This window comes from Streptomyces albus subsp. albus, from assembly GCF_000725885.1.
Lineage (GTDB): Bacteria > Actinomycetota > Actinomycetes > Streptomycetales > Streptomycetaceae > Streptomyces > Streptomyces albus.
On the sequence record NZ_JODR01000006.1, the window covers coordinates 49,740 to 64,192 of the forward strand.

A 14,453-nucleotide genomic window follows, 5' to 3' on the forward strand; every position below is an offset into this window, starting at 1 on the left:
TCCGGGCTCGCCGTTGCCGGCCGCCGGCGTCCGGTGCCCGCTCACCCGTCGCCGGGTGCGGCGTTCTCCTCGCCCGGCTCCGCGCGCCGCATCATGTGGACCATTTGATCGGCGAGGGTGTCGAGGACCGCGGCGGCGCCCGGCGCGTCGCCGAGGACGAGGTGGTTGAGGGTGAGGCCGTCGATCATGGAGGCGAGATAGCGCACCAGGGTCCCGGCGGGGACGAGCAGCACGAGGCCCAGGTCCCGGCACAGGTGCTCCAGGAGTGCGCGGTTGGCCGCGGCGTACTGCTCGTACTGCCGTCGGGCCAGGTATTCGAAGCCGGGCCGGCGCAGCGCGTACTGGGTGAGTTCGTAGGTGAGCATGTGCTCCTCGGGATGGGCGAGCACATGGTCCCAGTAGGTGCCCAGCGCGGCGCGGACGCTCTCGCGCACATCGGCGGTGGGCTGGATCCGGGCGGCGACCGGGGTCACCGAGTGGGCGGTGATCGTCTCCATGACGTCCTCGATCAGTTCCTGCTTGGAGGCGAAGCAGTAGTGGAAGACGCTGAGGGAGACGCCGGCCTCGGCACAGATGGAACGGGTGGTCGCCTTCGCGACACCGTCGCGGGTCATCACGCGGATCGCCGCCTCGACCAGTTGCTTGCGGCGTTCCGCCGACGGCAACCGCTGCATCGTTCCTCCTCGGGTCGGGCGGGCCACCCTAGCCGCCGGGCGCGGGTGAAAAGTTGGTGAAGGGGATGCGGGAGAGCCGGAACGGCCGTCACCCGGTGCGCCGCAACCCCGGGGCAGGCGGGGCGATTTGGCCGGGTGAGGCTGGATTGCGAGCCGCGCATGAGGACACAGAGCAAGCTGATGCACCGTCAGGAGGGCTTTCAGGTCAAGCGTCCAGGACGATTGACCTGTTATTCCGGCGGCTGCATGCTGTGCCGGTCACGGAGCGCGGGGAGGCCGACGCGGCGACCCGTCGAGCTAGCGACCGCCTGGAGGAGCGCCAGATGAGAAGACGATGGACCGGCCTCATGACGGCAGCCTGTCTGGTGGTGACGGCGGCGCCCTCCCTCGCGGTCGCGGCTCCCGCCGTCCACACCGGGCAGCAGCGTCCCGCCGCCGCGTCCGACGAGGCGACCGACTACTGCCGGGGGCAGTGCCACGACATCCTGCCGCCGGGCGCCAACGGCTCGGCCACCGCGGCCCAGATCATCCTCAACAAGCTCACCGGCGCCAAGCCCAAGCACACCGACGACCAGCTGGGCAAGTACGCCGACCTGGTCGACGAGTACGCGGGGCTGACCAACGGCAAGCTCAGCACCTTCTTCAACGACGCCTCCTTCGGCGTGCCCGACGACCAGGTCGAGAGCAGGAAGAACCCGGGTGGCCGCAAGGACGTCACCATCACCCGGGACAAGACGGGGATCCCCCACATCAAGGGGACGACCCGGGCCGGCACCGAGTACGGAGCCGGGTACGCGGCCGGCCAGGACCGGCTGTGGATGATGGACGTCTTCCGCCACATCGGCCGCGGCCGGCTCACCTCCTTCGCGGGCGGCGCGGAGGGCAACCGCCAGTTGGAGCAGCAGTTCTACCTGGGCGGCGCCTACAAGGAGAGCGAGTTGCAGGCCCAGGTGGACCGGGTACGGGACTCCGGGCCGCGCGGCCGGCAGGCGTACGAGGACGTCACCGCCTATCTGGCGGGCCTCAACCGGTACATCGACGACGCGAAGAAGGGGCTGTACTTCCCGGGCGAGTACGACCTGACCGGCAACGCCGACATCCTCACCGGGGAGGGGATCGAACCGTTCAAGGCCACCGACCTGGTGGCCATCGGCACGGTCATCAGCGCCCTGTTCGGCTCGGGCGGCGGTGACCAGGTCGCCGCAGCACTGGTCAAACAGGCCGCCGAGCGCAAGTACGGCAAGGAGAAGGGCGAGAAGGTCTACGAGGCGTTCCGGATGCAGAACGACCCGGAGGCCGATCTGACGCTCCACGACGGCCAGCGGTTCGACTACGCGGCCAGCCCCGAGCACCCGCGGGGAGTCGCCATGCCGGACGAGGGCTCGGTGACCGAGCAGCAGGTCGTCTACGACCCGACGGGCTCGGCCGCGCAGGGCAAGGCCGCGAAACGGGCCGCCGGCAAGCCCGCGGCGGGCACCGGTGATGCGGGCCGGGCCGCGAAGGAGCAGGCTGCCACCTCCGACGCGAATCTGCGCCACAAGCCGGAGCTGGCCGAGGCGAAGGACACCCTGGCGGACGGAGTGCTGCCCAGGGACCTGTTCGCGCGCAAGCACGGTATGTCGAACGCCCTGGTGGTGTCGGGGAAGCACACCGACACCGGCAACCCGGTGGCCGTCTTCGGGCCGCAGACCGGCTACTTCGCACCGCAGTTGCTGATGCTCCAGGAGATCCAGGGCCCGGGGCTGAGCGCGCGCGGCGCCGCCTTCGCCGGGCTCAATCTCTACGTCCAGCTGGGACGCGGCAAGGACTACGCGTGGAGCGCCACCTCGGCCAACCAGAACATGACCGACACCTACGCCGTGGAGCTGTGCAACACCGACGGCAGCCCCGCGACGAAGGACTCCACCGCCTACCTCTTCCACGGCACCTGCACCCCGATGGAGAAGCTGGTCCGCGAGAACGCCTGGCGCCCGACCATTGCCGACGGCACCAAGGCCGGCTCGTACAAACTGGTCGCGCACCGCACCAAGTACGGGGTGGTCCGCTACCGGGCCACCATCGACGGCAAGCCGGTCGCGTACACGACGCTGCGCTCCACCTACCAGCACGAGGTGGACACGCTGATCGGTTTCCAGATGTTCAACGACCCGGACGCGGTGACCGGTCCGGAGAGTTTCCAGAAGGCGGCCTCCCGAATCGGCTACACGTTCAACTGGTTCTACGCGGACGCTCAGCACACCGCCTACTACAACTCCGGGCTCAACCCCACGCGCGCCCGGGGCGTGGACCCGAACCTGCCGATCCGGGCGAGCGAGGAGACCGAGTGGCGGGGCTGGGACCCGGGGACCAACACCGTGCCCAACACCCCGTTCGCCGCGCACCCCCACGACATCGACCAGGACTACTACGAGTCCTGGAACAACAAGATCGCCGAGGGGTACACGGTGGCGGGCTTCGGCGACGGCCCTGTCTACCGCAGCAACCTGCTGGACGACCGGATCAAGGCCCAGATCAGCGGCGGCAAGAAGGTCTCCCGGGCCTCGCTTACCCGTGCCATGGAGGACGCGGCGGTCACCGATCTGCGCGGCGAGGCCGTACTGCCGCTGCTGCTGAAGGTCATCGACACGGAGAAGGTCACCGACCCGGATCAGAAGGAGGCGGTCGACAGCCTCCGCGGCTGGCTGGAGGACGGTGCGAAGCGGAAGCAGACCGGTCCGGGCAGCAAGACGTACGCACACGCCGGCGCGATCCGCCTCATGGACGCCTGGTGGCCGCTGCTGGTCAAGGACGAGTTCCGCCCCAACCTCGGCACCGGCCTCTACGACGCCCTCACCCGCGCCCTCCAGATCGACGAGACGCCCTCCACTCCGGGTGACGGCGTCGGCCACAAGGGCTCGGCCTTCCAGCAGGGCTGGTGGTCGTACGTGCACAAGGACCTGCGTGCCGTCCTCGGCGAGCAGGTGCCGGGTGCCGCGCCCGTGAAGTTCTGCGGGGCGGGAGATGTCGCACAGTGCCGCCAGACCCTGCTGAACGCGCTGGAGAAGGCCGCGCAGACCCCGGCCGAGAAGACGTATCCGGGTGACGACGTGTGCAAGCCGGGCGACCAGTGGTGTGCCGACTCCATCCAGCAGCGTCCGCTGGGCGGCATCACCGACGACCTCACCCACTGGCAGAACCGCCCGACCTACCAGCAGGTGGTGCAGTTCCCGGACCACCGCTGAGACGGTGCACCACTGAGACGGACCACCGCCAGGACGGTTCAGCGCCGGGAGGGCACACCGTCGCGGCGGGGCGAGGCGGTGAGGGGGCACCGGGCGGACCGGTGCCCCCTCACCGCCTGCCGGCTGTCCTACCCGAACTGGCCCGGCACGTAGTCGCCCGCGGGCTGCCGCACCAGGACGTTCACCCTGTTGTAGGCGTTGATGAGGGCGATCAGCTCGACCAGGGCCACCAGTTGGTCCTCGTCGAAGTGCTGGGCCGCCCGCGCCCAGGCCTCGTCGCTGACGCCGCCGGCCGCGTCCGCGATGCGGGTGCCCTGCTCCGTCAGCTCCAGCGCGGCGCGCTCGGCCTCCGTGAAGACCGTCGCCTCCCGCCAGGCCGCGATCAGATTGAGCCGCACCGAGGTCTCCCCCGCGTGCTCGGCGTCCTTGGTGTGCATGTCGGTGCAGGCGCCGCAGCCGTTGATCTGGCTGGCACGGATCTTGACCAGCTCCTGCGTCGCGGCCGGCAGGGACGAGTCCGTCACCACCCTTCCCGCGGCGTTCAGGTGCTTGAGGAAACGGGACGCGGCCGGATTGCCGAACACGTTCACACGAGCGTGCATGAGAGCTCCTCACGTTGGTCGGTCACAACACGTCGACGGAACCGCCGGCCGGTATGTGACCGCCCTCGCGAGTGACCTGCGCCACACTCAAGTCGTATGCGGGACACGGCGTCCGATCCGTGGCGGAGCCCTGCGGAGGAATTCCCCTGGCGTTCCCCTTGCGTACAGTTTCCGCGCGATGACGGCTGACACGATGCCTTGGCCCCGCCGGCCGTGACCGGCGGGCAGCGACGGATTCCGCACTCACAAGGCTGGGCATGGCTGCTGACGACATTTCGGTGAGACCGGTGACTCCCCCGACGTCCGTTCCCGGACCCCGGCCGCCGGCCGGACCGGCCACCGGCGCCGAGCCGGTCGCCCACGCCGAACCGGCCGCGACGACCGCACCTGCCGAACCGGCCGCGACGACCGCACCGGCTGCCACGGAGCGGACAGCGCCGGCCCGCCGCCCCCACCGCTACGACATCGACCTGCTGCGCGCGGTCTGCGCGTGTTCCGTCATCGTCGGACACGTGGGCGGCGAGTTCATGGCCGCGGTCGGCAAGAGCGCCGAGAACGGCGCCGCGGCCTACTGGACCGGTCTGTTCCTCGACTCGGTCACCAGCTGGGCCGTCCCCATGTACTTCGCCATCGCCGGCTGGGCGGTGCTGGTGGGGGCGCCGCCGCGCAGTGGCAGCACTCTGCGCAGGCGGTCCCTGCGCATGATCGTGCCGGTCGGCATCTGGTCGGCGGTGTACCTGGCCTGGGGCTGGTGGCGCGACACCAACGGCCGGCCCGTCTGGAAACTGGCGCTGGACGCCGTCTTCGGCACCGTCCAGCCCGCTTACCACCTGTGGTATTTCTACGCCCACGTCCCGCTGATCCTCCTGCTGGGCTTCGTGGTGCTGCTCAAGGCCGGCAAACGGCCCTGGGGGCTGGTCGCCGCGCTGGTGGTGATCTCCGCCGGACCCACAGCCGCCGGGGACCTGGCCCGGCTCACCGGCTGGGACGTGCCGCGCTTCGGCTGGCAGGCGGGCACCTACTCGCTGGTGTACGCCGTCGTCGGTGCCCTGCTGCTCAGCCTGCCGGCCACCCCGCGCCGCCACCGCGGCTGGTGGCTGGCGGGAGCCGTGGCCGCCCTGGGCGCGGTGCTGTGGTCACAGGACCGGATCCACTTCGTCATCCCCAACGCCAGTGTGTTCGTCGCGGCCCTCAGTGTCTGCGTGCTCCTCGCCGTCAACGGGGTGCGCATCCCCGAGCGGGCCCGCCCCGCGCTGACCCGGCTGACGGACGCGGGGCTCGGGGCGTTCATGTTCCACGTCCTGCTGTTGAAGACCGTCTCCCCCTGGTTCGTCTCCGCGGACCTGGGATGGCTCGGTACGGCCGGCGCCGCGGCGGCGCTGACGGTCGTCACGGTCGTGCCGTCGTTCGGCCTCAGCTTCCTGTGGGGCCGGCTCGGCCTCCGGCGCGTCCTCGGCTAGGGCCCCCCGGGCCGGTGACCGGGGGGGGCACCTCGGATGAGGTCTTCGGTCCGGGGCGTCGGGGCGCGAAGACGCGGGCCGGCCGGTACGGCGCGCGGATTCCGCCGTACCCGCCTCACCGGCGGCGGCCCGGCGGGCCGGGCCCCGGCGCACGGACGGACCCACACAACGGCCGCGACGCGACAGGCGCCTCGGCCCTCGGCTGTGGCCGCGCGTACTTCGGCGAGCGCTTGCCGTGCCGGCGGGCCCGCAGCCCTCGCCGCTGCCGGTACCGGTCCACCGGTCGAGGGCGGTCTCCCAAGGCGGGCGTACCAGGTCTCGTGGCGACCTGCCCGGTCGAGCGGATGCGCGAAGCCGTCACGACGCAGGCCGGGAGGCACGTGCACGGCACACTCGTGCTGGCGCTGTGAACCGGCTCAAGGTGCGCTCGGCGGCCAGGACCGGGGCATGCCACGCCGGGATCGTTCTGCGGGTGTGCCCGTGATCCGGGGTCCGATGATCCGGTGGACCGCGCCCGGACCGGCCCGTCCACGACGCCGGACTCCGCGGGGAGCCGCAGACACTTCCGCGTGAAGAGCCCGTACCGGCGACGGTACGGGCTCCCGGTGTGTCAGCTCAGCCGGCGGCGGACGGCCCGGACCTGGCGGGCCGCCCGGCGCGCGGTGGGGCTGCTGCGCAGCAGCCGGGCGCGGGCCGACGTGCCGCCGCCGGGGAGGGCGAGCGCCGTCAGACGGCGGCGCTTGAAGTACCGCCCGGTGTGCTCGTCGAGACGGGCGCCCAGCCACGCGGTGGCTTCCTCGCGCAGCAGCGGGTGGAGCTTGGACTGCATGCAGTAGCCCACCGTCCGCACCAGCGCGCCGAGTTCCTCCGCCTTCCGCGGGGTCATCGGGCTGTACGTCTCACCGTTCTCCAGGTCGGGAACGGCGTAGTCGACGATGGTGACGGGGATCCGGTTGCTGTTCTGATAGGGCGCGAGCCGGTCCAGGAGCGCTGTGGTGCCCACCCGGGCGATCGGGATGCCGTAGTAGGTGGCCGCGGTCAGCAGGGCGGTGGAGAAGCAGCCCACGACCAGTGTGGGGCGGCACCGTTCGTAGACGGCTTCGGCCAGCACCGGCCCGCCGAGTACGTGCAGCCGTACGCCCGCCTGCGCCGCGGTCTCCTCCAGGATGCGCGAGTAGCGTGCCGGAGCTGTGGGGTGCGGCTTGAAGACCAGGCGTTCGTGGCCGGCCGCCACCGCCCCGCGCAGCATGCGCACGTGCAGCTCTTCCTCTTCCTCGGGGGTGAGGATGTCCAGCGCGGCCAGGTACTGCCCCAGCAGGACGGCGGTCGGCCGGTCCGCGGCGACGCGGGCCAGCTCGGGTTCCTCGCGGGCCGCCGCACCGAGTTCGCCGAGCACCTTGACGAAGGCGTCGCCCGGTACGGTCTCGGGCGGCACGGTGTGCTCGGCCAGCAGCAGCGGGCGCAGCCCGGGCACCAGATCGAGGTGGAGCAACCGCCGGATGCGGCAGCCGAGCCACTGGGGGAGCCGGTCACGGGTGGGCCCGTAGCTCATGAGGCCGTCGGCGTAGACGTGGATCGCGCTGCCGCCGAAGACGGTGGCCAGTGCCTTGGCGGGGCTGACGTGAACGGACTCCACGATCAGTTCGACGGGGGCGTCGCCCAGCCGCCACGCGTTGCGGAACATCCGCTCCCACAGGGGCGATTCGTCACGTGCCGGTGTCCATGTGCTGGGGTGGTGGGGGCGGATCGCCTCGTTCCAGTCCACCGTCTCGTCGAAGCGGCGGGCCAGCGAGTCGAAGCCGTTCATGCGGGTGAGGCGGGTGGCCGCCTCGGGGTTCACCGCGTTGGTGGACACCAGGAGGATCCTGCGGGCGGCGCCGGGCGGCCCGAACTGCCCCGCGTCGACGGCGGCGGCGAGGGTGGCCGCCCCGTAGAGCGTCGACACCTCGAAGATCTGCACGGGCCGGGCGGCGGCCGGTCCACGTCGCGTCTGCCGTGTCATGGGTCAGGCCGCCTTCCGTACGGTGTGGAACCGCCGCAGCAAATCGGCGCGTTCGTGGTCCATGCCCGCCAGCGTGGTCTCCAGTACGTCCTGCGGCATGCCGCGCAGCGCGGTGGTGACCATCTTCTTGAGCCGTCTGGCGACCGGGGCGTGGTAGCGGCGCCGGTTGGACAGGTGGAAGGCGAGCAGGGCGCAGTAGGTGCGGACCGCCTTGGGCAGGAAGCGGTCGCCTTCGGGGTCGGCGGCGAGGTCGGCGAGCAGGGCGTCGTGCGCGGGGATGAAGTCGAGTTGCCGCGCGTCCCGGATCTGGGTGAGCGAGGTGGTCACGCCGCGCCGGTAGAAGACACCGAGCAGGCCGGTCACGGCGAACGACTCGGCCCGCAGGTGCAGCCGCCAGGTCCACAGCCGGTCCTCGGCGGTGCGCAGGTCGACGGCGAACCGCATGGCCCCGTCGTCGAACAGGCCGCGGCGGTAGATGCCGGCCCATACGAACGGGTAGTCCACCATGGTCTCCGCCTGCGGCGGGGCGATCACGTCCCGGGGCCGCAGCACCGTGTCGCGCACCGGGGCGGGTGCCCGGCGCACGACACGTCTGGTGCCGGTGCTCTGGACGTGATCGGTGCGCACGAAGTCGCAGTCCAGTTCCTCGATGACGGTGACGAGCGCTTCGAGGTAGCCGGGTGAGTACCAGTCGTCGCCGTCGAGGAAGGTGAGGTAGTCGCCGTCGGCGGCCTCGATCCCGCTGTTGCGGCTGTGGGCGATGCCCTTGTTCACCTCGTGCCGGATGACCCTCGCCCGTGGGAGGCGGTGTTCCCACCGGTCGAGGATCTTTGGGGTCGCGTCGGTGGAGCAGTCGTCGACCAGGATGAACTCCGTGGCCGGCCCGGCGTTGTCGGCGAGGCTCCGCAGAGTGTCCTCCGCGAACTCCTGCACGTTGTGGCACGGCACTATGACGGAGAGCTTGGGCATGCGCATTCCAGGGAGTAAGGCGGGGTCGCGGGGCGGCCTGCGCCGTGGCGTCGGCACTGCGCGGCCACCCTGCCGCGGCTGTGTGAAGCGCAGGAGAACTCCCCGCACGGACCCAACCGGACATAAGGCACAGCCCCGAACAGTTGTCCCTGGGTTCGGTGAATTCTTGGTGATTGATGTCACGCGCTACCGCGCGGCGCGTGCGGCGGGGCGGGAAGGCGGGGGCTGTTCAGCCTCCGCTCCCCCCCCGCCGCGCGGCCGGAACGGGAGGCGGGCCGCGGCAGGTAGCCGGAGGCGAAGAAGTGCTCCAGGTACCGGTCCAGCAGCGCGGAGTCGACCGGCGGGCACCGCAGCCCGCTGCCGGCGAGCGCGGCTTCCGTGTTGCGCCGTCCCAGCACCGGGAAGGTGTCCTTGAGGAACAGCTCCTTCACCGACATGTCGGCCGTACGGCTGCGGTCGACGCACAGCGACACGAACGGCGCGGTGGCGCTCGTCGGGTGCTGCACGACATGGCGCACCAGTTCCCGCACCCACTGCGCGTACGGCAGCGTCCGCAGTACGTAGCCCGCCGCGCGCATCCTGTCGAGTACGTCGGAGAGCATGCCCGGCCGGGGGTTGGTGAGGTGGTAGACGCGGCCGTCGGCCACCTGGCGGGTGGCGATGTACAGCAGCGACTCGGCGAGGTGGTCGACGGGCACGAAGTCCATCGGCAGTTCGATGTCCGGCGCCAGCCCCGTCTCGGCGATCATCTTGAACAGCGAGCAGATGGCCGTCTCGGTGTTGCACGCGCCGCGCACCCGGTCGCCCGTCACCTCGTACGGCCGGTAGACGGCCACCGGGAGGCCCTGCTCCGCCGCCCGCCGCAGCACCCCTTCGGCGACCCACTTGCTCTCGGCGTAGCCCATGGTGAGTCCGTCGGCGTGGTCGAGCGGCCGGTCCTCGTCGACCTCCCGCACCCCTGCGGCACCGAACCCGGCGACTACGGCGACGGTCGAGACGAAGTGCACCGGGACGCGGCGCCGCGCCGCGAGGCGGACGATCTCCCGGGTGCCGTCCACGTTGGCCGCCCGGAGCGCCTCGTACGGATAGAGGAAGTTGACCTGGGCGCCGTTGTGCACGATCAGGTCGAGACAGCCGGCGAGTTCCGCGCGGTGCTCGTCCGCCAGGCCCAGGCCCGGCCGGGACAGGTCGGCGGGGAAGCACTCCACCCGCCGCCACGCCGCCTCGCCCGGGTCCAGCCCGTAGCGGGCCAGCGCGGTGCGCACCCGCCGTTCGGCATGGGTGCGGCTGGTCGCCCGTACCGGGCAGTGGACGTGTGCCGTCGTCGCACGCAGCAGCCGGTCGACCAGGTAGGCGCCGACGAACCCCGAGGCCCCCGTCAGCAGCACGTGCCGCGGGTCGTACGGGCAGGGGGCGGGCCCCCGGGCCGGCGGCAGGTCGAAACCGAGCCGCGTCTCGGCCGCGAAATCGACGCCGGGCCCGGAGCCGGCGCCTGTCGTGGCACCCCCGCGGGCGGCCCGTACCGCTTCGGTGAAGCCCTCCAGGGTGGGCTCGGCCAGCAGGGACCTGATCAGGGTGGAGCCCAGCGCGGCGTCCAGCCCGAAGACCGCCAGGGTCCGGGTGACCGCCTCCGAGGCGAGCAGCGAATCACCGCCGAGGTGGAAGAAGTCGTCCTGCGGGGCCGGCCGGACGCGCAGCACCTGCTGCCACACCTCGGTGAGGACGCCGAGCAGCCCCTCGGCCTCCGGCGCCGCCGCCCGCGGTGCCTCCTGCCCGCCGGCTCCCGCTTCCTGCGCGGCGGCCTCCAGCCGGGCGCGGTCCACCTTGCCGCCGCTGGTCACCGGGAAGTGGTCCAGCGGCACGAGGACGGGTACGGCCTGCGGCGGCAGCCACTGGGCGCAGTAGGAGCGCAGTTCGGTCAGCGGCAGCGGACGGCCCGGGGTGCCGGGGGTGATGTAGGCGGTCAGCGTGTCGGTGCCGTTCTCCACGACGGCTTCCCCGACCTCGGGGTGGGCCCGCAGTCGTGCCTCCACCTCGTCCAGTTCCAGGCGTACGCCGCGCACTTTGACCTGGCGGTCCCGCCGCCCCCGGTACTCCAGCAGTCCGTCGGCGGTGCGGACCGCCCGGTCGCCGGTCCGGTACAGCAGCCCCCCGGGTTCGACGGCGGGCAGCGAGACGAACCGCTCGGCCGTCAGCTGCGGGTCCCCCAGATACCCCAGGGCCAGCCCGTCTCCGCCCACGTACAGTTCGCCCTCCTCGTCGGGCTCCGTGCGGGAGCCGTCGGCGCGCAGCACGTGGCAGGTCGAGGCACCGAAGGGGCGTCCCAGCGGGACGTGGGTGGCATCCGGAGGCAGAGGGCGCAGCACGTACGCGGTGGAGACCACGGCGTTCTCCGTCGGCCCGTAGAAGTTGACCACCGTGGTGCCGGGGCAGGCGGCGAGCACGGCGTTGGCCAGCTGCGGGTCCATCGACTCCCCGCCGGCCGAGACGAACCGCAGCCCGGACAGTGCCTCGGGGCGGCTGCGTGCCACGAGGTGGAAGACGCTGGTGGTCAGATAGGCCACCGTCACCTGCTCGCGGCGCAGCAGCTGCTCCAGGGCGGTGGGTGACAGCAGCTCCTCGCGGTCGGCGAGGACGAGGCACGCCCCGGTCAGCAGGGCGCCCCAGATCTCGATGGTGGACGCGTCCGAGGAGAGCCCGTAGCCGTGCAGGACCTTGTCGCCGGGCCCCGGGGGGCGCAGTTCGCGGTCGGAGAGCACCAGCCGCGCGACGCCGCGGTGCGGGATCGCCACGGGTTTGGGGCGGCCCGTCGTCCCGGAGGTGAAGACCACGTAGGCGCAGTCCGACGCGGACGCCGGGCGCCTCGGTACCGCTTCGCGGGCGGGCGCGGGGATGCCTGCGCCGTCGCCGTCGAGCGGGATGTTCGTGCGCAGTCCGCGTACCCGGCAGGCGGTGCCCGGCAGGGTGACGGCGGTGCGCAGCCCGGCGTCCTCGGCCATGGCCCGCAGCCGGGCGGGCGGCAGTTCCTCGTCCAGCGGCACGTAGGCGCACCCCGCCTTGAGGATGCCGAGCAGCGCGATCAGTGCCTCCGGCGACCGGCCGCCGCACAGGCCGACCGGTTCACCCGGTTCCACGCCGCCGGCGATCAGCCGGGCGGCCAGGCCGTCGGCCCGCTCGGCCAACTGCCGGTAGGTCAGAGTGCGTTCCCGGTGCCTGGCCGCCGGCAGTTCCGGGTGGGCGGCGGCGACCTGCGTGAACAGCTCCGTGAGAAGGCGGTCCCGCGGATAGGCGGCGGCGAAGGGGGCGGGAACGGGGGAAGCGGAGGTGTGGGGCAGGCGTGTCGAAACGTCGGTCTCGGCCATGTCGTCCTTCTCGTCTCGCGCGTGCCGCGGCTCGGCGCGGTGCGGTGCTCCGGCGCTCAGCCGTCGCGGTGGTCCCCTTCGGGCCTTTCGACCCCTTCGGCGCCCTCGGCCGGGCCGGCTCCGGCGTCCTGGCCGGTCCGCGGCTCGGCGAAGTCGGCGGCGAACGACGCGAAGTCGGCGGTGCGCCAGTGCTCCGGGCGCATGTGGAAGGCGATGTCGTCCTTGAGCTGGTCCGACGTGGCGGCGAGGTAGGCGCGGGCCTCGTCGGGGTCCAGGTAGCGGTGAGCCAGGGCTTCCCTGACGTCCGGGCTCACCGGGTCGGCCACCGCCGTCACGGGGCCCTCGACGCTGACGTACCGGTAGGGCCGCCGCTCGTCCTGGACGCAGAGGCTGAACCGCCCCGCCGCACGCAGCAGATGGGCCTTCACCGTCTGCCTGCCCGTCTCCACGACGATCTCCCCGCCGGGCTCGTAGCCGTACCACACCGGCACGGCCAGGGGCGCCCGCCCACCGGTCCGGAAATCGGCGACGCTCAGCACCCCGACGTGCTGACCGGCGAGAAAACGTTCGCGTTCCTGGCGCGACATGGCAGGCAACATCCGCCCAACTCCTTGCATCGGCATCGGCTGCGGTACGCTATTCCGGTGGTTTCTCCCTGAAAAAGAATCCCGGAAACGACGCGCCGCTCCCCGGAAAATTCACTGCGAAACCACCCTTTTGTGCCGTCCCGCCGGCGGCACCGGGGGGTTTTCAGCTTTCTCCGCACGCCCGCGTGCGCGCGCGAGCCGCCCCCACCGCGGCGACGCCGAACCGGCGAGAAAATGCGGGGAACTCCCAGCGGGAGAATCCTCGTGAGGCTCAGAAACGCGCTGCTCGATGTGACGCCTTTGCGGTCCTCACGGCCCTTCCGGCTGCTGTGGACGGGCCGGAGCCTCTCGGGCCTGGGCAGTCAGATGACCCTCGTCGCGGTCATGTACCAGATCTGGGAGAGCACGCACAGCACCATGTGGACGGGGGCCGTCGGACTGGCCCAGGCCGTTCCGGTCCTCGTTCTCGGTCTGTTCGCCGGGGCGCTCGTGGACCGTGTGGACCGGCGGAAGATCTATCTGCTGACGACCGCCGGACAGGCCGTGTGCGCGCTGCTGCTGACCCTGCAGGCACTGCTCGCACCGCTGCCCCCCGCCGGAGTGCTCGCGCTGGTGGCCGCCCAGTCCTGCTGTGTCGCCGCGGGCGGACCGGCCGCCCGCACCTTCGTCCCGCACCTGCTGCCGCGCGAACAGCTCGCCGCGGGGCTCGCGTTGAACCGGATCTCCTTCCAGGGCGCCATGCTGGCCGGCCCCGCCCTGGGCGGGCTCGTCACAGGCGGTCTGGGCGTCGGCGTCTGCTACCTGACCGACGCCGTCACCTTCCTGGCGGCCTTCCTCGGCGCTCTCGGGCTGCCGCGGATGGCGCCCGGAGCCGAGTCCGCACGCCCCGGCGTACGCGGGGTACTCGACGGGCTGGCGTTCCTGGCCCGCACCCCGGCGATCCGCGGGGCGCTCCTGACCGATCTGGCCACCACCGTGCTGTCCATGCCGATCAGCCTGTTCCCACTGATCAACGCGGAGCGGTTCGACGGCGACCCGCGCACCCTCGGACTGTTCCTCACCGCCGTGGCCGTGGGCGGCGTCGTCGCCTCCCTGTTCTCCGGGACGTTCACCCGGCTCCCCCGCCCCGGCCTGGTCATGCTCGCCGGGTCCGGCACCTGGGGCGTCGCGCTCGCCCTGTGCGGGGCGGCTCCCGGCGCGTGGACCGCGCTCGGCTGCCTCGCCCTGGCCGGGGCCGCCGACACCGTCTCCGTCGTCGCCCGCAGCACCGTCATCCAGACGCACACGCCCCTGGAACTCCTCGGCCGGGTCAGCGCCGCGGAACAGATCGTCGGTCAAGCCGGGCCGGACGTCGGCAACATGCGGGCCGGTGTCGTCGCCGACGTCACCTCCGGCACCACCGCCCTGGTCAGCGGCGGGCTGCTCTGCATCGGCGCGGTCGCCCTGGTGAGCGTCACCACGGCGGACCTGCGTTCCGCCTCCGCGCCCTCCCCTTCCCCCTCCTCCGAGGCGCCGGCCGGCCCGTAGCCAGGACGGCGCCGGACGGGGCCCGACGGGGCCTGATGATGACGCCCCA

The 14,453-nt window shown here is 72.2% G+C and carries 9 protein-coding genes; 3 read left to right on the forward strand and 6 right to left on the reverse strand.

The features are described 5' to 3' along the window. Positions 1-41: 41 nt before the first annotated feature. The gene (locus tag IO40_RS0107495; protein ID WP_031175104.1) at positions 42-674 is read right to left on the reverse strand and encodes a TetR/AcrR family transcriptional regulator; all 633 of its coding nucleotides are present in this window, start codon (positions 672-674) and stop codon (positions 42-44) included. 323 nt (positions 675-997) lie between these two features. Here IO40_RS0107495 and IO40_RS0107500 point away from each other — a divergent pair, with 323 nt between their 5' ends. After that, on the forward strand, positions 998-3,895 hold the full coding sequence (locus IO40_RS0107500) for a penicillin acylase family protein (protein WP_031175105.1): 2,898 nt from the start codon (positions 998-1,000) through the stop codon (positions 3,893-3,895). Between the two features lie 128 nt (positions 3,896-4,023). Here the strand turns inward: IO40_RS0107500 and IO40_RS0107505 are convergent, their stop codons facing one another. After that, the gene (locus IO40_RS0107505; protein WP_016466927.1) at positions 4,024-4,497 is read right to left on the reverse strand and encodes a carboxymuconolactone decarboxylase family protein; all 474 of its coding nucleotides are present in this window, start codon (positions 4,495-4,497) and stop codon (positions 4,024-4,026) included. A 257-nt stretch (positions 4,498-4,754) separates the two neighbouring features. Between IO40_RS0107505 and IO40_RS0107510 the strand changes: the two genes are divergently transcribed. Beyond that, positions 4,755-5,957 (forward strand): acyltransferase, encoded by a 1,203-nt coding sequence (locus tag IO40_RS0107510; RefSeq protein ID WP_031175106.1) that lies wholly within the window; start codon positions 4,755-4,757, stop codon positions 5,955-5,957. 610 nt (positions 5,958-6,567) lie between these two features. On the opposite strand, the gene IO40_RS0107520 is transcribed toward IO40_RS0107510, so the two are convergent. The 4 genes from IO40_RS0107520 to IO40_RS0107535 form a co-directional block, all read right to left on the reverse strand. Beyond that, positions 6,568-7,959, reverse strand: coding sequence for a polysialyltransferase family glycosyltransferase (locus tag IO40_RS0107520; protein WP_030407145.1), 1,392 nt, complete (start codon positions 7,957-7,959; stop codon positions 6,568-6,570). A 3-nt stretch (positions 7,960-7,962) separates the two neighbouring features. Then, positions 7,963-8,928: a glycosyltransferase family 2 protein gene (locus IO40_RS0107525; RefSeq protein ID WP_016466930.1), complete on the reverse strand. Its 966-nt coding sequence runs from the start codon at positions 8,926-8,928 to the stop codon at positions 7,963-7,965. Between the two features lie 179 nt (positions 8,929-9,107). After that, the gene (locus IO40_RS0107530) at positions 9,108-12,290 is read right to left on the reverse strand and encodes an amino acid adenylation domain-containing protein (protein WP_078659713.1); all 3,183 of its coding nucleotides are present in this window, start codon (positions 12,288-12,290) and stop codon (positions 9,108-9,110) included. A 56-nt stretch (positions 12,291-12,346) separates the two neighbouring features. Next, entirely contained in the window at positions 12,347-12,889 is a 543-nt protein-coding gene (locus tag IO40_RS0107535) for a pyridoxamine 5'-phosphate oxidase family protein (protein ID WP_031175107.1), read from the reverse strand. Between the two features lie 252 nt (positions 12,890-13,141). On the opposite strand from IO40_RS0107535, the gene IO40_RS0107540 reads away from it, so the two are divergent. Further along, positions 13,142-14,404 carry an MFS transporter gene (locus IO40_RS0107540; protein ID WP_016466933.1) on the forward strand — a complete coding sequence of 421 codons (1,263 nt, stop codon included), beginning with the start codon at positions 13,142-13,144 and terminating at the stop codon, positions 14,402-14,404. Positions 14,405-14,453: the final 49 nt, after the last annotated feature.

Coding starts and splice junctions, on each gene's coding strand:
- IO40_RS0107535 (WP_031175107.1), bottom strand. CDS start 12,889: ATGTTGCCTGCCATGTCGCGCCAGGAACGCGAACGTTTTCTCGCCGGT.
- IO40_RS0107510 (WP_031175106.1), top strand. CDS start 4,755: ATGGCTGCTGACGACATTTCGGTGAGACCGGTGACTCCCCCGACGTCC.
- IO40_RS0107520 (WP_030407145.1), bottom strand. CDS start 7,959: ATGACACGGCAGACGCGACGTGGACCGGCCGCCGCCCGGCCCGTGCAG.
- IO40_RS0107505 (WP_016466927.1), bottom strand. CDS start 4,497: ATGCACGCTCGTGTGAACGTGTTCGGCAATCCGGCCGCGTCCCGTTTC.
- IO40_RS0107530 (WP_078659713.1), bottom strand. CDS start 12,290: ATGGCCGAGACCGACGTTTCGACACGCCTGCCCCACACCTCCGCTTCC.
- IO40_RS0107495 (WP_031175104.1), bottom strand. CDS start 674: ATGCAGCGGTTGCCGTCGGCGGAACGCCGCAAGCAACTGGTCGAGGCG.
- IO40_RS0107525 (WP_016466930.1), bottom strand. CDS start 8,928: ATGCCCAAGCTCTCCGTCATAGTGCCGTGCCACAACGTGCAGGAGTTC.
- IO40_RS0107500 (WP_031175105.1), top strand. CDS start 998: ATGAGAAGACGATGGACCGGCCTCATGACGGCAGCCTGTCTGGTGGTG.